A 23,769-nucleotide genomic window follows, 5' to 3' on the forward strand; every position below is an offset into this window, starting at 1 on the left:
CTCCGGGTCGGAGACGGACCGCACGGCGGCGCCTCACTTCTTGACGGACTTCACGACGGAACTGGAGGGGCTGCTGCCCACGGCGTTCTTCGCCAGCACCCGGAACCAGTACGTCTTGCCCTTCGTGCCCGCTGTCGTGGTGAACGACCGTGTCGCAGGCGTCGCCGACTTCAGCGTGGTCCACGTCTTCCCGGTGGCCGAGTACTGCACCGTGTACCCGGTGATGGCGGATCCGTTGGTGGTGGCGGCCGCCCAGCTGATCGTGAACTTGCCTGTCGTGGCCTTGACGGCCACCTTCGTGGGTGCTGAGGGCTTGCCGGCCGGAGTCACGGTGAGGCTCGCCGCCGAGTAGGTCCCGGTGCCGAGCTTCGTACGAGCTGCGACCCGGAACTGGTAACCCGTGCCGTTCACCAGGCCTGTCGCCGCGTACGTGGTCGTCGTCAGCGCAGTCGCCCGCCAGGAACTCCACGTCTTCGTCGCCGTGCTGTAGCTGCGACGATCGAGGTAGTACCCGGTGATCGGCGAGCCGCCATTCGACGTCGGCGCCTTCCACGTGACGGTGGCCGACCGGTCACCGCGCTTCACAGCGGGGGCGGCCGCGGCGCTCGGCAGCGACAGGGTGGACGCTGTGGTGCCGCTGAATGGTCCGGTTCCGACGACGTTCGACGCGGCGACCTCGATCCTGTAGCTCGTGCTTGTCGCGAGGGCGGACAGTACGATCTTCGGCGTGCTGACGGTGGTCGTGACCCAGGTGGATGCCGTCGACTTCCGGTAGCGGACAGCGTAACCGGTCACCGGAGACCCACCGTTGGCGCTGGAGGGCAGCGCCGCCCACGTCGCGGTCAGCGACCCGACGCCGGGCGTCGTTGTAGGGATGGCCGGTGCCGACGTCGGAGCCGTCGCAGTCTTGACGTTCGCGTACTGGTTCCAGGGACTCAGGTTGCCGTCTGCGTCCCGGGCTGCGAGCCGGAACTGGTACGTCGTTCCCGTCGCCAGGCCGGTCACGGCGTAGGCGACGGCGTCAACGGTCTCGACCGATCGCGCGTCGCTCCAATCGGCGTCGTTCGCGTTTCTCCACTGGAGGATGTAGGTCGGCTTCAGGCTGGAGCCGACCTTCGCGTCACCGGACAGGGCCGTCCACTTCGCCGTGACCGTCGTTCCGGCTGCCGCGATGGCTCCGAGGGTGACGGCGCTCGGAAGAGTGACTGTCGTGTAGCCGTGCGACACGGACTCAGCGACAACGGCTCCCGGCGTGGTCGTTGAGAGAGCACCGACGACGGCTCGGACCTTCCAGGAATAGCCGACGCCGTAGGAGACGGGATCGGGGATGACGTAGTTCGTCGCGACGGTCGTCTTCGTGGTGTTCGACGGGGTGGTGGAGACGATGTAGCCGGTGGCGCCTTCCACGGGTTCCCAGGCCAGGATCCGACCTGCCCCGACGTCGGCGGGGCCGCTCGTCGAATCGCTGGTGAAGGGCGCCAGCACCCGCCCCGTGCTCGTGACGACCGGAATCGTGTCCATGGGCACGGCGAGCGAGGACCATGCACTGGGCGTGCCGGCAACCGTGAGTGGACGCGTCGGCGTCACCTTCCACGAGTACCCGCCGGTCGAACCCACGAGAGGGGGAAGCGAGACGCTCGTCTGCGCGGTGACGATGCTCGCGCTGCCGCTCGGCACCGTGACACCGTCCGGTGCGACCAAGGCCACGGTGTACTTCTGCGCCCCAGCGGTCGGACTCCAGCTCAGGCGGGTGGCCGACTCCTCGGGATCGACGAGCACCGGCGCGGATGCCGCAACCGTGAAGGTCTTCGGCTCGGACGCATTGCCGGCGTTGCCGTTCGCATCGAGGGGCGCGACTGTGAACGAGTACGCCGAGTTCTCGGTCAACGGCACGCCGGCGCTGGTGCGCGCGATCATGAAGGGGTAGTTGGTCTTGGTGCCCGCGGCGCCGTTGACAGGGGTTCCAGTCGCGCTCCCGCCCGGATAGATCTTGACGACGTACCCGGTGCTTCCGCCGTCGGCGAGGGCCGTCCGGCCCTGGGGTGCCCAGCGCAGGATCGTCGTTCCGTCGACCTGCGAGACGGGCACGACACCGTCGAAGGACGACTTCGTGCTGGACTTCTTCCAGTTCCGCCAGCCGAAACCGGGGTCGGAGGCGAGCGGGAACTGACTCCTGTCCTCGGACAGCGTTGTTCCGTTATCCGAGAACCCGGCCTTCACCCGCCAGTAGTAGGGATTGATGGTCGTCGTGTCGTCGAAGACTCCTGTCGGACGCAGCGTCGTGCCCGTCGTGGAGAATCGTGCGACAGTCGACGTGAACTCCTTGTTGAGGGCGACCTCGACGACGTAGAGGTTGGCCCCCGTCACGGGTTCCCAGGTGAACACCGGAGCGGCCTGACCCTGGAGTGCGGACACCGTCTGCTGGCTCCAGGCGGCAGCATCCCCGTTGACGATGTCCTCGTTCGGATCGAGGATCGACCCGCCGTCCGCCGGTGACAGGCGGAAGTACCGGGGAGTCGATGCAGCGCTGGAGATCGTCGTCGCCGGTGTGTTGGCGTCGCTCGCGATCGCTTGCACGGTCCACTTGTAGGTGAGCGGGTTGGCTCCCTCGCTGTACACGCTCAGGCGGTCGACTACCCTGCTGGGCCAGAGGCACGATCCCATGCCGTCGACGGCATCCGTGACCTCCGTCGCAGAGGTGACGATGGTCACCGAGGTGTTGGCCGTCGTGCAGACGGCGTTGGGCGTGGAACCCGGAACGCCTGCCTTCACTGTGTACACGGAGACGAGGTACTTCGAGGCGCGGGCTATCCCGTTCCACGACAGTTCAAGGCGGTCGATCGGGTACGTCTCCGGGGTCGCGAGAGTGGATCCGCCCGTGACGGCTACAGGAGCCGCGACGCCGGTCAACGTCGGAGCGGTCGACGCGGTCTGAGCGCCCCAGGCCTTCTGGAACCTCTTGATCGCCGACGGCGTACCAGCGTTCCCCGCGCTGTCCAGGGCGGTGACCTGCCAGTACCAGTCCTGATCGGCGAGCAGGGTGGTCGGAACGAAGGTGGTGCCGTACGTGGTGAACGTCTTGGGACTGGTGATCACGCCGTTCTGCTTGGCGTTCCCGAGTTGCACCCGGTACGACGCGGCGCCGGAGACGGGTGTCCACGTCAGGATGGGGTCGCTCAGCACATCGGTGGTGGTGTCGACGTCCTGCTGGCTCAGCAGCACGGGCTGCGACTCGTCGTCCCCGGTCGTCAGGTCGTCCCACGTGACGGTGAAGGCCTGCACCGCGGATGAGGTCGTCACCTGGGTCGTCTGGGTCGTGCTGGAGAACGCATAGGCGACGATGGTCGCTGTCACCCGCCAGTACCAGACGCCGTCACGGGACAGCAGGGTCGTGGGCGTCAGGGTCGTTCCGGTCGTGGTGGCCGACGTGACGCCGGAGGCGAACGAAGCGCTCTGGGAGTACGACACCGTGTACGACTGGGCGCCGGCGACCGGTTCCCAGGCGAAGGTCACCGCTTCGGGGTAGACGATGGACGTCGGTTCGTCGATGGATCCCAGCGGCGACGTCGGGGTCGGAGCGCCGATGGCCGCGCGCGTGAACGAGGAGAACCCGGAGTACGGGCTCAGCTGGGCCGCCGCGAGTGTCGTCGCGGTGCCGCTCTGCCCGTAGGCGGCGACCCGCCAGAACACCGTCTGCTCGGTCGACACGTTCCCCGCTGTCGCGAGGAACGCCGTCGTGGTGACGCTGTTCGTGTAACTGGTGAGCACTGTCGCGGGCGCAGCGGCATCCGCAGCGGTCGTGAGGCTCACGCTGTAGCCGAGCGCGCCGGCCACTGGCGCCCACGAGAGCTGGAACGTCGTGTTCGTGTCGTCGATGGGGCGCGCGGCGAGGCCTGACACGTCGGGCGTGTCCGGCACGACGGCCTGGGCGGCGGCCGGTATCGCCACCAGGCCGGCGACGACGAGAGCTGCAGTGATCACGAACGCGGACAGGCGGCGGAACAGCACGAAGGTGACCTCCAGGTAGGGGCAGGAAGTTGGTGTGCAGAAGGTGCCGCGCCGCGAGCAGCGGAACCGCATCCCCCTGCATCCGTCGAAAGTCAACGGATGCAGTCGCCAAGCTATCGGCGCCGCCGCGTGGCCCGCGCCCCCGCAACCGGGGCACGCGTCGCGTTCGGCACGCCGCTCCCCCAGCTTCAGCGGGTACTCTGGACTCCTACCGATACCAAGGATTTGATGTGGCCAAGCAAACCGCGCCTCAGGGCGCCGAACCCGTGACCGAGACCGTCGACGAGACCGCGGCCCGTCTGACCTCCTCCGCGACGAGCCAGGGCAAGGGTGCCCCGACGCCGACGCGCAAGGAGCAGGAGGCTGCACGCAAGCGTCCACTCGTCTCCGACAACCGCAAGGAGGCGTCTCGTCAGGCCAAGGTGAAGGCCGCCGAGGCTCGTGAGAAGCAGCGCGCGGGCATGGCTGCCGGCGACGACCGCTACCTTCCGATGCGCGACCGCGGTCCGCAGAAGCGTTACGCCCGCGACTACGTCGACGCCAGGTTCAACATCGGCGAGTTCATGCTCCCCGTGATGGCACTCGTGATCGTGCTCACCTTCGTGCCCAGCTACGAGATCCAGATGTACGGCATCTTCGCGCTGTGGGGCTTCTTCCTCATCGCCGTGATCGACTCGATCATCCTCGGCTTCAGCCTGACCAAGCGCCTCGCCGCGAAGTTCGGTGCAGACAAGGTCGAGAAGGTGCGCTGGTACTCGGCGATGCGTGCGCTGCAGATGCGCTTCATGCGCCTGCCGAAGGCCCAGGTCGCTCGTGGGGCGTACCCCAGCTGAGATTCCACGATCTGAAGGCCGTGTCCGAGACTCTCGGATGCGGCCTTCGTCGTTGAAGCAGCCCGAGCGGGGTCAGGCGTACGCGCCGACGCGCAGGCAGGGCACCCGGGACTCCTCGTCGGTGAGCGAGCCGTGCTGGCCGACCATCGCCCGCGGGGCGAGGTTCGTCTCCCTGGAGTCGTAGTACGCGATCAGCTTGCGGGCGGCGACGATGACGTCGCCGATCCGCGGCAGAACTGCCGGATCGACGACGCCGAAGAGCCCGGCCGTGACGGCCTCATCGCGGGTGTACACCCACGCTCGGTCGCCCTCGGAGTCGCGCCAGGCCGCGGCGAGCACATCGGCGGCATCCGGTGCGGGATCCGGTTCCAGGTAGAGATAGAGGCAGCGCGGGTCGCCTCCGACGTGACGCACGCCGGCGATGAGTTGAGGGGCCGTGTCGAAGAGCACGTGCCTGTCAGCCGGGACGTCGACGACGCCGTGGTCGGCCGTGACGACGAGGCCAGTCGTCGCCGGCAGGGCCGCGGCGAAGCGCGACGCCTCGGAGTCCAGGGCCTCGAGTTCGCCGATCCACTTGTCGGAGAGCCAGCCTCGGGCGTGGGCCGCCATGTCGAGCTCGGGCACGTAGACGTAGACCAGCGCGCGATCGGTCTCCGCGATGACGCGCAGCGCCGCCTCGAACCGCGCGGCGATCGTGCCGGCCGGCACGTACTCGGCACCGCGGAGCAACGCCTGGCTGAGCCCGGAGTCCGCATACCGGGCAGGACCTATCGCGAATGCGGGGATCCCGGACCCGGCCGCCAGCTCGAACTGCGTCGGCAGCGGCTGCCAGCTGGCTGGACGCATCGAGCCGTCCCATCCGCTGAGCTGATTGACGACGCGATCGTTCGCCGCGTCGAGCACGCGGTAGCCCACGAGTCCGTGCGCTCCGGACGGTGCTCCGGTGCAGAGCGATCCGAGTCCGACGGCCGTCGTGGCCGGGAAGACGCCCGGAAGCGACGACTTCTTGGTCAGCCGCGACGAGAGGAACCGGGCGTGGCCCCCGGAGGCCCGCAGGTTCGCCGTCCCGAGGCCGTCGACCAGGAGCACGACGGCGTGATCGACGGCGGGAAGCCCGAGCGGATTCGCCTCTCCGGTGATGCTCGCGCGGCAACTTGCCAGAACGTCGGCAAGGCGCGGAGCGCCGGTTTCGGGTGAAGGTACCATGGGCATCGCGCTCAGTCTCGCACAGGACGGTCCAGCTGTTCCGCGACGACGAGGCCCCAGAACGAGCACCACCAGACGAGAAACAACGGATGACGCCGCGCCAGAACTCCACACCCGAGACCGAGTCGGTCGAACGCATCGAAGACGTCGACGTCGCCACCGAGATGCAGGGCTCCTTCCTCGAATACGCCTACTCCGTCATCTACTCGCGGGCCCTCCCCGACGCGCGTGACGGGCTGAAGCCCGTTCAGCGCCGCATCCTCTACCAGATGAGCGAGATGGGGCTGCGTCCAGACCGCGGCCACGTGAAGTCGGCGCGCGTCGTCGGCGAGGTCATGGGCAAGCTGCATCCGCACGGCGACACCGCCATCTACGACGCCCTCGTGCGCATGGCGCAGGCGTTCACACTGCGGGTGCCGCTCATCGACGGCCACGGCAACTTCGGCTCGCTCGACGACGGTCCGGCCGCCTCGCGCTACACGGAGGCGCGCCTGGCGGCCACTGCCCTCGCGATGACCGACGGCCTCGACGAGGACGTCGTGGACTTCGTGCCCAACTACGACAACCAGCTGACGCAGCCCGACGTGCTGCCCGCGGCCTACCCGAATCTCCTCGTGAACGGGGCCAGCGGCATCGCCGTAGGCATGGCGACGAACATGGCGCCGCACAACCTCATCGAGGTCGTCGGAGCAGCCAGGCACCTCCTGGCGCATCCTGACGCCACCCTCGACGACCTGATGGAGTTCGTGCCGGGCCCCGACCTCCCCACGGGCGGAACCATCGCCGGCCTCGCGGGAGTGCGAGACGCGTACGCGACAGGCCGCGGCAGCTTCAAGACCCGGGCAAAGGTGCGGGTGGAGTCGATCACTGCACGCAAGACCGGCCTGATCATCACCGAGCTCCCCTACCTCGTCGGACCTGAGAAGGTCATCGAGAAGATCAAGGACGGCGTCAACGCCAAGAAGATCAGCGGGATCTCGGATGTCACCGACCTGACCGACCGCACGAACGGCCTCCGCCTCGTGATCGGCATCAAGACCGGCTTCAGCCCCGACGCAGTGCTCGAGCAGCTCTACCGCCTCACACCCCTCGAGGACTCCTTCAACATCAACGCCGTCGCCCTTGTGGACGGCGGGCCGCGCACCCTCGGCCTGCGCGAGCTGCTCGTCGTCTACGTCGAGCACCGTGTTCTTGTGGTGACGCGCCGTTCGCGCTACCGCCTCGACCGCCGACGCGAACGCCTGCACCTCGTCGAGGGTCTGCTCGTCGCGATCCTCGACATCGACGAGGTGATCCAGGTCATCCGCACGAGCGACGAGACCGAGCAGGCACGCACTCGCCTCATGGACGTGTTCGACCTCACCCACCTGCAGGCCGAGTACATACTCGAACTGCGACTGCGCCGGCTCACGAAGTTCTCGCGCATCGAACTCGAGACCGAGCGCGACAAGCTGCGGGCGGAGATCGCCGAGCTCGAGACGCTGCTGGCCAGCGACGCCCGCATCCGCTCGCTCGTCTCCGACGAACTCGCCGAGATCGCCGACCGCTTCGGCACGCCGCGCCGCACCCTGCTGACCGAGGCGAAGCCCAGCATCGCCGGCGCCGCTGCCAAGCGCGCCGCTGCGATCCTCGAGGTCGCTGACGCGCCGTGCCGGGTGTACCTGAGCGCTACCGGCCGGATCGCGCGTGTCGACCTCGTGGCCCGCGACGAGGATGCCCCGGCCGGTCCGGTGCGCCAGCGCCGACGCAGCAAGCACGATGCCCTGCTCTCGAGCATCGACACCACGAGTCGCACCGAGATCGGAGCCGTCACCAACCGCGGCCGGCTGGTGCGCTTCTCCCCCGTCGACCTTCCCGTGCTGCCCGAGACATCGGTGCAGCTCGGCGCCGGCGTGAAGGTCGGCGACTACCTGGCGCTCAGTGATCGCGGCGAGAAGGTGCTGGCCCTGGTCTCGCTCACCAGCGAGGACTCGATCGCCCTCGGTACCAAGCAGGGCGTCGTCAAGCGCGTCGCGACCGGCGCGTACCCCAGCCGCCCCGACTTCGAGGTGATCTCGCTGAAGAAGGGCGACGAGGTCGTCGGTGCCGTCCAGGGTGCGGAGACCGACGAACTGGTCTTCGTGGCGACGGATGCGCAGCTGCTGCGCTTCCCCGCCGCATCCGTGCGCCCGCAGGGCTGCCCGGCCGGTGGGATGGCCGGCATCAACCTCGGTGCGGACGCCACTGTCATCCACTTCACCTCGGTCCCGACGGACCAGCTCGCAGACGTCGTCGTCGCCACCGTTGCGACAGGCAGCGAGACCCTGCTCGGCACCGACCCCGGCACGGCCAAGGTGAGCGCCTTCGACGAGTTCCCCGCCAAGGGGCGCGCGACGGGTGGCGTTCGTGCCCAGCGCTTCCTCAAGGGCGAAGGCGCTCTCTCCCTGGCCTGGGTCGGTCGAGACCCCCTGGCCGTGGGGGCCGACGGCTCAGCGCGGACCCTTCCGGAGGCCGGCGCCAAGCGTGACGCATCCGGCACCCCCGTCGAAGCCGTCATCGGGGCTATCGGCACAACGATCAGCTAGCGGGGCGGGGCTGTCGTCGAGCGCTCGACGACGGTCCTGACGCCGTCGAGCATGTCACGCCAGTTCTCGGCGGAGTGCTCGGCAGCCTCGGCCGTCGGATTGTTGTCCTGATCGAGTTCGACCCGGGTGCCGCCATCCACGGCAAGGAGCTCGTAGCGCAGCGTGTGGTAGTTCTCGGGCACGTCGGCCTGCCCCGACATCGGACTGAAATGGGTCACGACCAGCCGATATGGCTCCTCGACCTCCAGGACTCGACCGTGGTCCTCGAACGTCTTCCCCTCCCACTCGCCGATCCAGCGGATCTGGGCGCCGAGAGCCCAGTCCGTGACGATGCGGGCACCGGCGAGGATCTCCGGATGCGGCTCCGCACTCGTGATGACATCCCAGACCTCCTGCGGCGAGGCAGCAATGAAGGCATCGGCGTGAGCTGTGAAGTCGGCCATGCGACCGACCGTACGCCGCGCGACGCTTCGAGCCAAGTGCCCTCGCGCGCCATTTCCTGGCGTTCTGCGCCATGAGAGCGGGCGCAGAACCCCGCGAAATGGCGCGCGGGCGGGAAAGCTAGGCGTCGATGCTCTCGCGCGAGAGACGGTCGGAGCTGTCGACGATGAACTCCTTGCGCGGTGCCACGTCGTTGCCCATCAGCAGCTCGAACACACGACCGGCGTTCTCGGCGTCGGAGACGTTGACCCGGCGGAGGGTGCGGTGCTTGCGATCCATCGTCGTTGTCGCCAGTTGGTCGGCATCCATCTCGCCCAGTCCCTTGTAGCGCTGGATCGGATCCTGGTACTTCCGGCCCTGCTTGCCGAGCGCGGAGAGGACCTTCTGCAGTTCGGCCTCCGAGTAGGTGTACAGCGTCTCGTTGGGCTTGGAACCGGGGTTCATGATGACGACGCGGTGCAGTGGCGGAACCGCGGCGAACACCCGACCGTTCTCGATCATCGGGCGCATGTAGCGGAAGAAGAGGGTGAGCAGCAGGGTCCGGATGTGCGCGCCGTCGACGTCGGCGTCGCTCATGATGATCACCTTGCCGTAGCGGGCCGTCTCTAGATCGAAGCTGCGCCCGGATCCGGCTCCGATCACCTGGATGATCGACGCGCACTCGGCGTTGCCCAGCATGTCGGCGACGCTGGCCTTCTGCACGTTGAGGATCTTGCCCCGGATGGGCAGGAGGGCCTGGTGCTCGCTGTCGCGCGCCAGCTTGGCCGTGCCGAGCGCGGAGTCGCCCTCCACGATGAAGAGCTCGCTCTGGGCGACGTCGTTGGAACGGCAGTCCACGAGCTTGGCCGGAAGCGACGAGCTCTCGAGGGCGTTCTTCCGGCGCTGGGTCTCCTTGTGGGCGCGAGCGGAGATGCGTGACTTCATCTCGGCGACGACCTTGTCGAGCAGCAGGGCCGACTGCGCCTTGTCGTCGCGCTTCGTCGACGCGTAGCGCTCGGCCATGGACTTCGCGACCACATTCGCCACGATGGCGCGCACGGCCGGCGTGCCGAGCACCTCCTTGGTCTGGCCCTCGAACTGCGGCTCGGGCAGGCGCACCGTGAGAACCGCCGTGAGACCGGCGAAGATGTCGTCCTTCTCCAGCTTGTCGTTTCCGGCCTTCAGGCGACGGGCGTTCAGCTCGACCTGCTGGCGCAGGAACTTCAGCATGCCGGCATCGAAACCGGCCTGGTGCGACCCGCCCTTCGGCGTCGAGATGATGTTGACGAAGCTGCGCATAACGGTGTCGTAGCCGGTTCCCCAGCGCAGGGCGATGTCGACGGTGCATTCGCGCTGCAGTTCCGTCGGGATCATCGCCCCGGCATCGCTCAGCACGGGCACCGTCTCGGTGAAGGTCCCGGTGCCCGAGAGTCGCCAGGTGTCTGTGAGGGGTGCGTCGGGAGCGAGGTGCTCGACGAACTCCGAGATGCCGCCGTCGAACTTGAACTCGTCGGTGTGCGGTTCGAAGCCGCGCTCGTCCGTGACCCTGATGCCGAGTCCAGGCACGAGGAACGCCGTCTGCCTGGCTCGCCCGAGGAGCTCCTCGGTCTGGAAGTCGGCACCCTTCGTGAAGATCTGGCGATCGGCCCAGTAACGGATGCGGGTACCGGTGACACCCTTCTTCACCTTGCCGACGACGCGCAGTTCGCTGGTCTTCTCGAACGGGGTGAACGGCGCATCGGGGCTCTTGGTGTCGCCCGAGTCGGCGAACAGGCCCGGCTCACCACGGTGGAAGGACATGGCATAGGTCTTGCCGTCGCGATCGACCTCGACGTCGAGGCGCTCGGAGAGGGCGTTGACGACGGAGGCTCCGACGCCGTGCAGGCCGCCCGAGGCCGCGTAGGAACCCGAGCCGAACTTGCCGCCGGCATGCAGTTTGGTGAAGACCACCTCGACGCCGGACAGGCCGGTCTTGGGCTCGATGTCGACGGGGATGCCGCGGGCCCGGTCCCGGACCTCGACGCTGGAATCCGGATGCAGGGTCACGTCGATCTCGGAGCCGTGCCCTCCGAGCGCCTCGTCGACCGAGTTGTCGATGATCTCCCAGAGGCAGTGCATGAGGCCGCGCGAATCCGTGGATCCGATGTACATGCCGGGGCGTTTGCGCACGGCCTCGAGGCCTTCGAGGACAGACAGGTGCCGGGCGGAATAGTCACTGCTCACGTCGGTCAAGCCTAGTTCGCGTGGGCCGATCGGCCCGACCTGACACCCGACCGTGAGAAAGGTCACAATCCGTACGCGCTGAGCGAAATGCAGGGGCATGACAGCGGAATCGGCTGCAGTGCGTGTTTACATTGAGTCACGGATCTTCAGGTCGATACGAAAAGGAGGGTCAGTCATGTCACAGATCGTTACCCCGAGCGGTGCCGTCGATGAACTCGAGACGGCCCACCAGTTGACGGCCCTCGACCGCTGCGATGCATGCGGTGCCCAGGCCTACATCCGCGTCGTCGTGAGCAGTGGCGAATTGCTGTTCTGCGCACACCACGGCCGGAAGCACCAGGAGAAGCTGGCGTCGATCGCCCACAGCTGGCACGACGAGTCCTCGCGACTCCTCGAGAACTGAGCAGCGCCGTCACCGACCATCACGACGAGAGCCGCCCCGATGCATCGCATCAGGGCGGCTCTTCTCGTTGAGGCTGCCTCGACCGATCAGTCGACGTCGAGGCCGAGGGACTCGAGGATCTGGGTGCGGGCCGCCTGCGCGTAGTCGTCGACGGATGCCGCCCGCTCGCCACGCGCGTACACCTGGCCGCGGCGCTCGAAGATCGTGGTCAGCAGGTGATCGGCGAGCACAGGGTTCTTGGCCAGCACCGGACCATGCAGGTGCGTCCCGATCACGTCACCCATCACGACGCCCTCCTGCGAGGAGTCGCGCCCGTTGCCGCTGCCGCTGACGACTCGTCCGAGCGGCGAGCCCTCGGCGCCGACGTAGTCGCGCGCGTGGTTCTCGAAGCCGACGATGCGTCCGAAGCGACTGGAGAGCACGAGGTCGCCGCTCACGCGTTCGGCGCGCGGCACGCCACGACCGGGCAGGATGCCGAGGCCATCGACGACACCGCCGATGGCGCGTTCGACACCCCAGCTGATCAGCTCCCAGCCCGTTCCCACGGCCAGGATCGGGACGCCGGCAGTGGCCCAGACGCGCAGCGGCTCCTGGATGCTCAGCAGGAGGTCGCGAGCCGGCGTCAGCGCCGAGTCCGAGCCCGAGCCGATGATCACGGCGTCGACGTATTCCGGCAGGTCGGCGGCGGACTCGACGTCGACGACTGTCGCGTTCGCGCCCGCCCAGTCGGCCCGACGGGCGAGCACCCTGGCGTTCTCCGAATCCCCGTTGGTGTTCAGGAGACTCGGCGCGATCACGGCGATGACGATGTTGAGCGGTTCGCTCATGACTGCTCCTCCGACGCGGTCAAGTCGAGATGGGCACGGGTGCGCCGCATCGAGTCGGCCGAGAACACGATGGTCTTGACGCCGGTGGCAGGCTGCGGAAGAGCGAGGAAGTCGTCGACGGCGCGACCCAGGTCGGTCTCGACCCGGTCGATCTCCACGCCGTCGTAGCTGAGCTGGAGGGCGAGTTCCCAGGCCTTGGAGCCAGAGACGATGTCCACACGGCCGACCCTGGAGGTGTCGACGGGCCAGAAGTAGGACGGATCGCGCACATCGGATCCGATGGCGAACAGAACGGGCGCTCCGGGTTCCAGGGTGTCGACGTTCAGCTGGTAGCTGGCCGGGTTCTGCACCAGGACGAACTCCACCTGTTGGCCCCGCACCTCGACGACCTCGCCACGCCCGAAGACCGGCGGGATCGAGGCGACTGCCGCCACGGCGGCGTCCACATCGAAGCCGGCGCCGAGCACGGCCCGCGCCGTGCTGAGGGCGGCGGCAGCATCAGTCGCGTAGTGGACCCCACGCGCCGGGAGACCGACTGTGTGCTCGTCGCCGTCGATGAGCATCGTCGAGGTGCGGCCCGACACTGCGGCCACGACGATGCCTGCGGAGTCGTTCAGTCGTTCCGGGGCCAGCCGGGCATGGCCGAGGCCGTGCGGGGCGCCGTCCAGGACGGCTGCCGTCACGCCGAAGCGCTCGACCTTGACGCCGGCGGGGACGCCTGCCGCCAGTTCGACGAGGTAGTCGTCGTCGGCGTTGACGACCACGGCATCCGTCGCCCTGCTGGCGATGGCCGTCAGCATGGTCGCGACCATCTCGGAGTCGTGGAAGCGATCGATCTGGTCCACCATCACGTTGGTGAGTGCGACGACGCGCGGCGAGAGGCGCGGAGCGATGAGCGCTCCATGGCCCTCGTCCATCTCGAGCACGGCGATGTCGCGGCGGATGCGCCCCTGGAGGTCGGCCTCCTCCAGCAGTGCCGAGGTGAGTCCCTGCGAGATGTTCGCCGTCGACGGATTCGTGAACACCGACCTGTCGTGGGCGCGCAGGATGGCGACGAGCATCTTCGTCGTCGTCGACTTGCCGCTCGATCCGGAGACTATGACAAGCCCGTCGCGGAACGAGTTGAGGGTCGTCGCGAGGTAGCCGGGAGCGACCTTGTTGACCACCAGGCCGGGCACGGCCGAACCGCCGCCCGGCTTGCGCAGCCGCGCGAGGGTCCTGACCGTGCGACCGATGGCGATCGCCGGCACGTACCGCACGATCGGTGGCTTACTCGAGGTAGTCGCGCAGCGACTGCGAGCGCGACGGGTGGCGGAGCTTCGCCATGGTCTTCGACTCGATCTGACGGATGCGCTCACGCGTCACTCCGAAGGTGTCGCCGATCTGGTCCAGGGTCTTCGGCATGCCGTCGCCCAGGCCGAAGCGCATGCGGATCACGCCGGCCTCGCGCTCGGAGAGCGAATCGAGGAGGCTCTCGAGCTGCTTCTGCAGCATCGTGAAGCCCACGGCGTCGGCGGGAACGACGGCTTCGGTGTCCTCGATGAGGTCACCGAACTCGCTGTCGCCGTCCTCACCGAGAGGCGTGTGCAGCGAGATCGGCTCGCGACCGTACTTCTGCACCTCGATGACCTTCTCGGGGGTCATGTCGAGCTCGCGGCTGAGCTCCTCGGGCGTGGGCTCGCGGCCCAGGTCCTGCAGCATCTGGCGCTGCACGCGGGCCAGCTTGTTGATGACCTCGACCATGTGCACGGGGATGCGGATGGTGCGGGCCTGATCGGCCATGGCGCGGGTGATCGCCTGACGGATCCACCAGGTGGCGTAGGTCGAGAACTTGAAGCCCTTGGTGTAGTCGAACTTCTCGACGGCACGGATGAGGCCCAGGTTGCCTTCCTGGATCAGGTCGAGGAACTGCATCCCGCGGCCGGTGTAGCGCTTGGCGAGGGAGACGACGAGGCGGAGGTTCGCTCCGAGCAGGTGGCTCTTGGCGCGGGCGCCGTCCTTCGCGACCCACTGCAGCTCGCGGCCGAGAGAGGACTTCTTCTCGACCTCGCTGAGGTGGGAGAGCTTCTCCTCGGCGAACAGGCCGGCCTCGATGCGCATGGCGAGCTCGACCTCTTCGGCCGCGTTCAACAACGCGACCTTTCCGATCTGCTTCAGGTAGTCCTTGACGGGGTCGGCGGTGGCGCCGGTGATCGCCGAGGAGTAGACGGGGACGTCATCCTCGTCATCGACGAGCGAGAGGCGCAGGGCGCCGGTCGGGAGCGGCTCGACAGTGGCGACGGGCTTGGTCTCGTCGTCCTCGAAGTCGTCGGCGTCATCCTTTGCGGGCGCGTCGGGCGTCTCGGCGACGGCATCGTCGACGACGACCTCCTCGCCGTCCTCAGGCTCGCCTTCGGCGGCCTTCGCCTTGGAGCGCGTCGTGGCGCGCTTGGCGGGAGCGGCTGCCGGGCCGGTGGTCTTCTTGGCCGGCGCCTTCTTCGGAGCGGCCGTCGTGGTCTTCGCTGCAGCCGCGGTCGTCTTCTTCGCAGCTGCAGTGGTCGTGGGGGTCGAGGCGACGGTTTCCGTCTCCTCGGTCGCGGCTGTGGCCGCGGCGGACTTCGTGGTTGGCATTCGAACACCTCTCACAGGGAGGGACGCCGGTGACGACTTCCCCCGAGTGGCCGCATCCGGATGCCTGAGGCATCCGGTCGTGGCCGAAAATGGACATTACTAGGACCCATGTCAAGTCCGAAGTGCTCCCCCGGTGCTCGCCGCGAGCGGATCGAACTGGGGGTGCCCGGAGATGAACGGGTCCTATTGACAATTATTGCACGGTTTATTAGGAGCACTCGCCTATCGGCGATCCCCGCGGTGCTTCCAGGCCTGCACCAATGAAACCCAGATGGGGCCCACCTCTATTCCCTCGTCGGCGAACACCCTCCGACGCGTGCGGCGACGGGCGTCCAGGAGGAAGCCGACCCCGATGCCGACCACCACGTACTGCACGGCGAAGGCCCAGCGGAACGACTCCAGAGAATAGAGGTCGCTCGATCCGCCGCTGCCCAGGCGGACGGCATCCTGGACGTCCAGAAGGATGCCGATCAGGAAGATCAGCACGAAGCTGGCGAGGAACCCGCCGACGTTGACGACTCCGTTGGCAGCGCCGAGACTGCGGATCGGGTTGAAGGTGCGGGCGAAGTCGAACCCGATCAGCGAACCGGGACCTCCGACGCCGATGACGACGAGCATCGCCATGACGACGGCGATCGGTGGTTGCCCCGGCCACAGCAGCAGGACGCCCCACGCCACTCCCATGGCCGCGACGATGCCCAGCACGATGTTGGAGCGGCGCAGCGGGTAGCGGGCGGTCAGGATTCCGAGGAACGGACCGGTCACGATTCCCGCCCCGACGAGGAGCAATAACAGCTCTGCCGCGGTCTGCTGGTCGTATCCCAGTCCGAAGACCAGGAACGGGAACCCCCAGAACAGGCTGAAGACGGTGCCTGAAGACTGCGTCACGAAGTGCGACCAGAACCCCAGCTGGGTGCCCGGCCGCCGGAACGCCTCCACGAGTTGCCGGACCGCCACACGGATGTTCGTCGCGCGGTGCTCGTCGGCGGCACCAGCGGGACGGTCCCTCAGTGCTATGAACCCGAGCAGGAGTCCGAGGGCGGAGACCGACGCGGCCGACACGAAGGCCGTCGTCCAGCCCTCGTTGCGCAGCAGCCAGGCGAAGGGAAGCGCGGAGAGCACCTGGCCGAGCTGGCCGATGTTCCCCACCCATTGGGACAACTGCGGCACGATGCGCCCGCTGAACCAGGAACTCACCAGTCTGATGAGCGACACGAAGACCGTGGCGTCGCCGGCTCCCACGAGGATGCGGCCCACGACTGCGACGGTGAGGCTGGGAGCGAAAGCGACGACGCATTGCCCGACGACCATCACGGCGGTCCCCGTCAGCATGAGGGTGCGTGGTCCGAAGCGGTCGATCAGCACGCCGACGGGGATCTGCATGGCCGCGTAGACGGCGATCTGCACGACGGCCAGCGTCGACAGGGCGGATGCCGTCACGTCGAACCTGTCGGCCGCGGCCACCCCGGCGACGCCGAGGGAGGTGCGCTGCAGCACAGCGGCCAGGTACAGGAACGCTCCGACACCGAAGACGAACCACGAGCGTCGGGAGTTCACTGCATAGACCCTACGCCAGCGATCCGCCGTGGTCGGCGGATGGCGGTCACAGCGCCGTCGGCGGATCCTCGCGGTCGCGGCGGAAGGCCAGGAACTTCTCGAGTTCCTCGGCGATGTCGTCGGCGCTCGGAACCTCTCCGTCCGAGTCTGTCAACGGGGAGTGCAGCGTCGTGCCCTCCATGTAGCTGTCGTGACGTTCCTCGAGGTTGGACACGAGCTTGGCCAATTCGCCGTTCTCGCCCATCTGCTCGGCCAGGCGGCCGACGAAATCGCGACCCTGCTCGCGCAGGCTGTCGGTGGGGAAGATGCGGCCGGTCGCGGCGCTCACGGACTCCAGTGCCGTGATGGCGGCGAGGGGATACTCGGTATCGGCGAGATAGTGCGGGATCAGCAGCACGAAGCCGACGACGGAGTCTCCGCGCTCCTGGAGGCGGTACTCCACCAGGTGCAGGGCCGTCGCCGGAACCTGCGTGCGCGGGCGCCAGATCGACATCGCCTCGATCAGGTCGGTGCGATTTCCACTCACCGTCACGCGGATGGGACGCGTGTGCGGCACGGGCATCGGGATCGCGTGGACCCAAGTGGTGGTGCTGACCGCGAACCTGTCGACGATGTCGAGCACTGCCGCCGCGAACCTCTCCCACTGGAAATCGGGCTCGAAGCCGGTGAGGAGAAGGAACGGCTGGCCGAGCTCGTCGCGGGCGAGTGACAGCGTCAGGCGGGAGGGCTCATAGGCCGTGAGGTGATCCTCGTCGAAGGTCACGATCGGACGGCGAGCGCGGTAGTCCAGCAGGATGTCGGCATCGAACTCGGCGATCGTGACGGTGTCGAGCGACTCGAGGATGTGAGCCGTGAACTGCGACACGGCGCTCCCGGCGTCGGCGAAACCGGTCAGCCCGGCCACGAGGTGCAGGCCCTCGGGGACGCCGGAGGCATCCGGAGTCAGCTCGTACAGGCCACGGGGATCACGCATCCCTCAATGCTACGGCGACGCCCACCGTGCACTTCCCCCAGCCGCTCCTCAGCGACGACGCCGAGAGCGAACAGCCGCCCCGTACGATCGGAGCATGACTTCCGCTGCCCTGTCCTTCTCGTCCGAGCCCGCCACCGAGGCCGTCGTCGACGTCGTCGTCATCGGCGCCAGATCGGTCGACGGCTCCGTCGAACTCGTCGCCGATCCCGCCTATGCCGCCATCGCCGAGCACCTTGACGCCCTCGGGGTGACGGGCGGCAGCGACCAGGTGGTGCGCACGGTCGACACCGTCGGTGCTGCGAAGTCGATCGCCATCGTCGGCCTCGGACGGGCAACGGATGCCGCGGGCCTCCGCGCCGCCGCCGGCTCCGCCGCCCGTCAGCTGACGGGCGTCGAGACTCTCGCCTTCGCCATCCCCACTGCCGACGCGGCAGAGGCCGCCGCCCTCGCAGAGGGCGCACTCCTCGGCGCCTACGCCTACACCGCCTACCGCCACGCCTCCCTCGAGAAGACCAAGACCCCGGCGTCGAGCATCGCCGTGCACACGGCATCCGTCCCCGACGACACCGAGCAGGCACGGATCGTCGCCGTCGCCGACGGCGTGAACCTGGTGCGCGACCTCGTGAACGCTCCCCCGTCCGACCTCTACCCCGAGACCTTCGTCGACCTCGCCGGCGAGGCCATCGGCGAACTGCCCATCGAGGTGACCGTCTGGGATGAGAACCAGCTCGCCGCCGACGGCTTCGGCGGCATCCTCGGCGTCGGACAGGGCTCGGTGCGGCCGCCCCGCCTCGTGAAGCTCGCCTACTCCCCCGCCGCTGCCTCGAAGCACCTCGCCATCGTCGGCAAGGGCATCACCTTCGACACAGGCGGACTCTCGCTGAAGCCCCCGGTGCCGATGATCGGGATGAAGAGCGACATGGCCGGCGCCGCGAACGTGCTCGCGGTCATCATCGCTGCGGCCCGCACCGGGGTGCCGGTCCGCTTGACCGGCTGGCTCTGCCTTGCCGAGAACATGCCGTCGGGCAACGCCGTGCGGCCCAACGACGTCCTGAGCATCCGCGGCGGAACCACCGTCGAGGTCGTGAACACCGATGCCGAGGGTCGGCTCGTGATGGCCGACGGCCTGGTCGCGGCCTCCGAGGAACACCCGGACGCCATCGTCGACGTCGCCACGCTCACCGGAGCTCAGGTCGTCGCGCTCGGACACCGGTACTCGGCCGTCATGGGCGAGGACGGGCTCGTGGAGCGGGTCCTCGAGGCTTCGCGAGCCGTCGCCGAGCCGTTCTGGCCGATGCCCATCCCGGAGGAGCTGCGCGCGCGCCTCGACTCCGGCGTCGCAGACATCAAGAACGCCACGCCCGGGGACACTGCAGCCGGCATGATGCTGGCCGCAGCGTTCCTCAAGGACTTCATCGGTTCCACGGCCGACGGCGAGAGCACGATTCCGTGGGCGCACCTGGACATCGCGGGTGCAGCGCTGAACGAGGGCAAGCTCTACAGCTTCAATGGTCCCGGCGCCACCGGCGTATCGGTCCGCACGCTGCTCGCGCTGGCGGAGTCGTTCGCGCGCAAGTAGTACGCTCTTAGAGGCAAGTTTTCGCGCTTGCCCGCGATCGTCTCCATGAGCTCCCAACCGGATGCCGGGCAGCCGATCTTGCACGTCCTTACACAGGTCTCGAAATCAAGGGAGTAGCTGCGTGTCGGAGCAGACGTTTGACATTGTCGTTCTGGGTGGAGGAAGCGGTGGATACGCAACCGCGCTGCGAGCGGTCCAGCTCGGCTTCACCGTCGCCATGATCGAGAAGGACAAGGTCGGTGGCACCTGCCTGCACCGCGGTTGCATCCCGACCAAGGCCCTGCTGCACTCGGCCGAGGTGGCCGACTACTCGCGTGAGTCGGCGAAGTACGGCGTGAAGACGACCTTCGACGGCATCGACATGACCGCCGTCACGGCCTACCGCCAGGGCATCGTCGACAGCAAGTACAAGGGCCTCCAGGGCCTGGTCAAGGCTCGCGGCATCACGACGATCGCCGGCGAGGGCAAGCTCACCTCCCCCACGACGATCCAAGTCGGCGACGACACGATCACGGGCAAGCACATCGTGCTCGCCACGGGGTCGTACTCCCGCTCGCTGCCCGGCCTCGAGATCGGCGGTCGCGTGATCACGAGCGAGCAGGCGCTCGAGCTCGACTACGTGCCCAAGAAGGTCGCCGTGCTCGGCGGCGGCGTCATCGGCGTCGAGTTCGCCAGCGTCTGGAAGTCCTACGGCGCCGACGTCACCGTCATCGAGGCCCTCCCGCACCTCGCACCGAACGAGGACGAGTCGGTGTCGAAGCAGCTCGAGCGTGCGTTCCGCAAGCGCGGCATCAACTTCTCCCTCGGTGTGCGTTTCCAGAGCGTGACCCAGAACGACGAGGGCGTAGTCGTGACGCTCGAGGACGGCAAGACCTTCGACGCCGAGCTGCTGCTCGTCGCCGTCGGACGAGGCCCCGTCACGGCGGGGCTCGGCTACGACGAGGTCGGCATCACCATGGACCGCGGCTTCGTCATCGCCAACGAGCGCCTCGCCACAAACGTTCCCGGCGTCTACGCTCTCGGCGACATCGTTCCCGGCCTGCAGCTCGCGCACCGTAGCTTCCAGCAGGGCATCTTCGTCGCCGAGGAGATCGCCGGCCTCAACCCGATCGTGGTCGAGGACGTCAACATCCCGAAGGTCACCTACTGCGACCCCGAGATCGCGTCGGTGGGCTACGGCGAGGCCAAGGCCAAGGAGAAGTTCGGTGCCGACCAGGTGACGAGCTACGACTACAGCCTCGGCGGCAACGGCAAGAGCCACATCATCGGCACCACGGGATCGGTCAAGGTCGTTCGGCTGAACGACGGCCCCATCGTCGGCGTGCACATGATCGGCGCCCGCGTCGGCGAGCTCATCGGCGAGGCACAGCTCGCCGTGAACTGGGAGGCGTACCCCGAGGACATCGCTCCTCTGGTGCACGCGCACCCCACACAGAACGAGGCACTCGGCGAGGCCTTCCTCATGCTCGCCGGAAAGCCGCTGCACGCCATCTGATCTGCGGGTCACCAGGGCCGACAGCGGCCCCGCCCGATAAGAACGCACGACCACTCACGGCCTCGGCCGACCAGAACGCAATAAGCTACCAAGCAAAGAAAAGCTTGTGAAGGAGACAATCGCATGAGCGAATCCGTCAGCCTCCCGGCACTCGGAGAGAGTGTCACCGAGGGAACGGTCACCCGCTGGCTCAAGAACGTGGGCGACCGCGTCGAGGTCGACGAGCCGCTGCTCGAGGTCTCGACCGACAAGGTCGACACCGAGATCCCCTCGCCGATCGCCGGTGTGATCGAATCGATCCTGGTGCAGGAGGACGAGACGGTCGAGGTCGGAACCGCCCTCGTGACCATCGGGGACGGATCGGGTGGCGGCGACGCTCCCGCAGAGGCCCCGGCCGCTGAGGCTGCTCCGGCGGCTGAAGCAGCTCCGGCCGCTGAAGCAGCTCCGGCCGCTGAAGCTCCGTCGACCGAGGTTCCCGTCGAGGCCGAGGCTCCGGCCCCGGCTGCCGAGGCTCCGGTCGCACCGGCTCCTGCAGCGCCCGCTCCGGTCCCCGCTGCGGCACCGGCCGCCGAGGCTCCCGCACCTGCTCCGGCCCCCGCCGCTGCAGCGCCTGCCGCTCCTGCACCCGCTGCCGCTCCTGCACCCGCCGCAACTCCTGCGCCCGCCGCCGCCCCCGCCGCTCCGGCTCCCGCTGCCTCCGGCTCGCACTCGGGTGGCGGCTACGTCACCCCGATCGTGCGCAAGCTCGCGAACGAGCAGGGCGTCGACCTGTCCACCGTCACCGGAACCGGTGTCGGCGGCCGCATCCGCAAGCAGGACGTGCTCTCCGCAGCCTCCGGCGCCGTATCCGCTCCCGCGGCACCGGCCCTCGCGGTCTCCCCGCTCCGTGGAACCAGCGTGCCGATGACGCGCCTTCGCAAGGTCGTGGCCGAGCGCGCCGTCGCCTCCATGCAGCAGACGGCCCAGCTCACCACCGTCGTGAAGGTGGACGTCACCCGCGTCGCCCAGCTGCGCGACAAGGTCAAGGGCGAGTTCCAGCAGAAGACCGGCCAGAAGCTCTCCTTCCTGCCGTTCTTCGCCCTCGCGTCGGTCGAGGCTCTGCAGGCGTTCCCGATCATCAACTCGACCGTCGACGGTGACTCCATCGTCTACCCGGGTCACGAGAACCTCGCCATCGCCGTCGACACCGAGCGTGGCCTGCTGACCCCGGTCATCAAGGACGCCGCGGCCCTCGACCTCGCCGGCTTCGCCGCTCAGATCGCCGACCTCGCCGGACGCACTCGCGACAACAAGCTGAAGCCCGACGAGCTGGCCGGCGGAACGTTCACGCTGACCAACACCGGTTCGCGTGGCGCCCTGTTCGACACTCCCGTCGTGTTCCTGCCCCAGTCGGCCATCCTCGGCACGGGCATCGTCGTCAAGGAGCCCACCGTCGTGAGTCAGGACGGCGTGGATGCCATCGCCATCCGCTCGATCGTCTACCTCGCGCTCTCGTACGATCACCGCATCGTCGATGGTGCGGATGCCGCTCGCTACCTCACCGCGGTCAAGAACCGCCTCGAGGCCGGCGACTTCGAGGGCGACCTCGGCATCTAGGGTTCAACCCTCGAACACCTCGCGCAAGCGCCAGCCGGCCTCGCCCTTCATCAGAAGGAGCGAGGCCGGTGTCGTCTCCCCTGTCGCTTCCGGCAGGGAGACCATCGCCGCATCTCCCGTGCGCCCGGTCAGGATGATCCCGTCAGCCGGCGGGAGAGAAGGCGGCACGTCGCCGACCGCCAGCGCGTGACGGTCGGCCTCATCGATCGGCGAACCGGCCTGGTCGACGGCGGCCAGGCAGTCGGCGTCCTCCAGGCGCAGGCACAATGCCCGAGCCGTCAGCAGCGCCGACGCCGCAGCAACCGGATCATCAGCCGCGATGGCCGGATCCGACTTCGGCACGGCGGCATCCGTGGTGGTCGGAGGCGTCGGAGCGGCGGATGACGACACTGCGCGATCCGCGCTCGGTTGCGGAGCGTCTCCCGCCGCGGCGGGTGGCACCAGCGTCAGCATCGCCCCGGCCGCCCCGATGACGAGTACTCCCGCCAGGATGGTGGGGCGTCGGTGCCGCCCGACGAACGCGCCAACGCCAGCTCGGAGGCGCGCGGGGTGCAGCGAGCCGACGTGGCCCCGCAGAAGTCGGAGGATCGGCTTCGAAGCGGCGTCGCCGTCGTCGGTCTCGCCATGGGCGATCGTCGTGCCGTCCTGGTTGCGGGGCGCCAGGCGAAGAGGAACCCCCGATGGAGCCTCGGCCGAGACGGCGCCGAGAATGACGGGCCGCGCCGGCGCCCAGTCGAAGACGCGCGCCTCCAGCTCCGGCAGCCGATCGGTGAGCGGCCTGGTCGCCTCCTGTTGCCGCAGCCAGGCGAGGAATCCCGGGTCGGCATGCCTGGCCAGGGCGAGCACGTCAGCGATGAAGTCGCCGAGCTGGTGGAGTTCGAGGCGAAGCTCGTCGCCGGCTGTGCGAGCGGAAGCGTCAGCCGCATCCGGTCGGGACAGCTGCTGTGCGCCCGAGAACGACGTGAACACCGGACGGCCCACTCGATCGAATCGGATCGACGAGGCCACAAGCTCACCCAGGGTCCACCCGGCCGCCCTGGCCGCAGCCACGGTCCCGATCACGGCGCCGACCACAGTGACGAGTTCGCCGGGATGCGGGCGTCGCTCGGCTGTCAGCCAGCCGGAGAGCGTCGGCCCTTCCAGGCGTTCGAGCACGAGGCAGACACCCACATCGCGAAGCGTCGCGACGTCGAGCAGTCGCGGGATGCACACGGCGGTCACAGTGCCGAGAACGGCGATGTCGGTGCCGGAGGTCTCCGCACCGGCCGCGGGGAAGACCTTCAGCGCGACGGTGCGATCTGCGGTGTCGTCCGCGGCGTCGCCGGCGTGTCCGAGATGCACTTCAGCGCGTCGACCAGAGCCGAGACGTCGCAGCACCCTGTAGCCGGCGAGTCGTGGTGGGTCGTCTCGTGTCATGACTCAACGATCCAGCGTTCCACGCACGGGCTGCAGCGGACGAGTCAGGATGCGGGAGC

The 23,769-nt window shown here is 68.4% G+C and carries 16 protein-coding genes; 6 read left to right on the top strand and 10 right to left on the bottom strand.

The window, feature by feature from the left end:
- Positions 1–33: 33 nt before the first annotated feature.
- Complete coding sequence (locus ASF30_RS00270; protein WP_055899898.1) at positions 34–4,080, bottom strand: fibronectin type III domain-containing protein; 4,047 nt, start codon at positions 4,078–4,080, stop codon at positions 34–36.
- A 158-nt stretch (positions 4,081–4,238) separates the two neighbouring features.
- Here ASF30_RS00270 and ASF30_RS00275 point away from each other — a divergent pair, with 158 nt between their 5' ends.
- Positions 4,239–4,841, top strand: a complete 603-nt coding sequence (locus ASF30_RS00275; protein ID WP_055899901.1) for a DUF3043 domain-containing protein — start codon at positions 4,239–4,241, stop codon at positions 4,839–4,841.
- A 72-nt stretch (positions 4,842–4,913) separates the two neighbouring features.
- On the opposite strand, the gene ASF30_RS00280 is transcribed toward ASF30_RS00275, so the two are convergent.
- Complete coding sequence (locus ASF30_RS00280) at positions 4,914–6,053, bottom strand: alkaline phosphatase family protein (protein ID WP_235480218.1); 1,140 nt, start codon at positions 6,051–6,053, stop codon at positions 4,914–4,916.
- 83 nt (positions 6,054–6,136) lie between these two features.
- Between ASF30_RS00280 and ASF30_RS00285 the strand changes: the two genes are divergently transcribed.
- Entirely contained in the window at positions 6,137–8,611 is a 2,475-nt protein-coding gene (locus tag ASF30_RS00285) for a DNA gyrase/topoisomerase IV subunit A (protein ID WP_055899907.1), read from the top strand.
- Here ASF30_RS00285 and ASF30_RS00290 read toward each other — a convergent pair.
- Both ASF30_RS00290 and ASF30_RS00295 read right to left on the bottom strand, forming a co-directional pair.
- A complete protein-coding gene (locus tag ASF30_RS00290; protein WP_055899910.1) occupies positions 8,608–9,054 on the bottom strand; it encodes an SRPBCC family protein in 447 nt (148 codons plus the stop codon). The genes ASF30_RS00285 and ASF30_RS00290 overlap by 4 nt on opposite strands.
- Before the next feature lie 118 nt (positions 9,055–9,172).
- A complete protein-coding gene (locus ASF30_RS00295; protein ID WP_055902322.1) occupies positions 9,173–11,254 on the bottom strand; it encodes a DNA gyrase/topoisomerase IV subunit B in 2,082 nt (693 codons plus the stop codon).
- Positions 11,255–11,429: 175 nt separating this feature from the next.
- On the opposite strand from ASF30_RS00295, the gene ASF30_RS00300 reads away from it, so the two are divergent.
- On the top strand, positions 11,430–11,657 hold the full coding sequence (locus tag ASF30_RS00300) for a DUF7455 domain-containing protein (RefSeq protein ID WP_055899913.1): 228 nt from the start codon (positions 11,430–11,432) through the stop codon (positions 11,655–11,657).
- 86 nt (positions 11,658–11,743) lie between these two features.
- Here the strand turns inward: ASF30_RS00300 and ASF30_RS00305 are convergent, their stop codons facing one another.
- The 5 genes from ASF30_RS00305 to ASF30_RS00325 form a co-directional block, all read right to left on the bottom strand.
- Positions 11,744–12,484 (bottom strand): type 1 glutamine amidotransferase, encoded by a 741-nt coding sequence (locus ASF30_RS00305; RefSeq protein WP_055899916.1) that lies wholly within the window; start codon positions 12,482–12,484, stop codon positions 11,744–11,746.
- A complete protein-coding gene (locus ASF30_RS00310) occupies positions 12,481–13,743 on the bottom strand; it encodes a Mur ligase family protein (RefSeq protein WP_157496835.1) in 1,263 nt (420 codons plus the stop codon). The genes ASF30_RS00305 and ASF30_RS00310 overlap by 4 nt, the downstream gene beginning before the upstream one ends.
- Before the next feature lie 10 nt (positions 13,744–13,753).
- Positions 13,754–15,094, bottom strand: a complete 1,341-nt coding sequence (locus tag ASF30_RS00315; RefSeq protein WP_055899922.1) for an RNA polymerase sigma factor — start codon at positions 15,092–15,094, stop codon at positions 13,754–13,756.
- A 222-nt stretch (positions 15,095–15,316) separates the two neighbouring features.
- Positions 15,317–16,651: an MFS transporter gene (locus ASF30_RS00320; RefSeq protein ID WP_055899925.1), complete on the bottom strand. Its 1,335-nt coding sequence runs from the start codon at positions 16,649–16,651 to the stop codon at positions 15,317–15,319.
- Between the two features lie 46 nt (positions 16,652–16,697).
- Positions 16,698–17,624, bottom strand: coding sequence for a proteasome assembly chaperone family protein (locus tag ASF30_RS00325; RefSeq protein ID WP_055899929.1), 927 nt, complete (start codon positions 17,622–17,624; stop codon positions 16,698–16,700).
- A 94-nt stretch (positions 17,625–17,718) separates the two neighbouring features.
- Here ASF30_RS00325 and ASF30_RS00330 point away from each other — a divergent pair, with 94 nt between their 5' ends.
- From ASF30_RS00330 to ASF30_RS00340, 3 genes are all read left to right on the top strand, one after another.
- Positions 17,719–19,203 (top strand): leucyl aminopeptidase, encoded by a 1,485-nt coding sequence (locus ASF30_RS00330; RefSeq protein ID WP_055899933.1) that lies wholly within the window; start codon positions 17,719–17,721, stop codon positions 19,201–19,203.
- Positions 19,204–19,324: 121 nt separating this feature from the next.
- A complete protein-coding gene (lpdA, locus tag ASF30_RS00335) occupies positions 19,325–20,698 on the top strand; it encodes a dihydrolipoyl dehydrogenase (protein WP_055899936.1) in 1,374 nt (457 codons plus the stop codon).
- Positions 20,699–20,821: 123 nt separating this feature from the next.
- On the top strand, positions 20,822–22,294 hold the full coding sequence (locus ASF30_RS00340) for a 2-oxo acid dehydrogenase subunit E2 (protein WP_055899939.1): 1,473 nt from the start codon (positions 20,822–20,824) through the stop codon (positions 22,292–22,294).
- Positions 22,295–22,297: 3 nt separating this feature from the next.
- On the opposite strand, the gene ASF30_RS00345 is transcribed toward ASF30_RS00340, so the two are convergent.
- Entirely contained in the window at positions 22,298–23,710 is a 1,413-nt protein-coding gene (locus ASF30_RS00345; RefSeq protein WP_157496837.1) for a hypothetical protein, read from the bottom strand.
- Between the last annotated feature and the right edge of the window lie 59 nt (positions 23,711–23,769).

Source organism: Leifsonia sp. Leaf264, from assembly GCF_001422325.1.
GTDB lineage: Bacteria > Actinomycetota > Actinomycetes > Actinomycetales > Microbacteriaceae > Orlajensenia.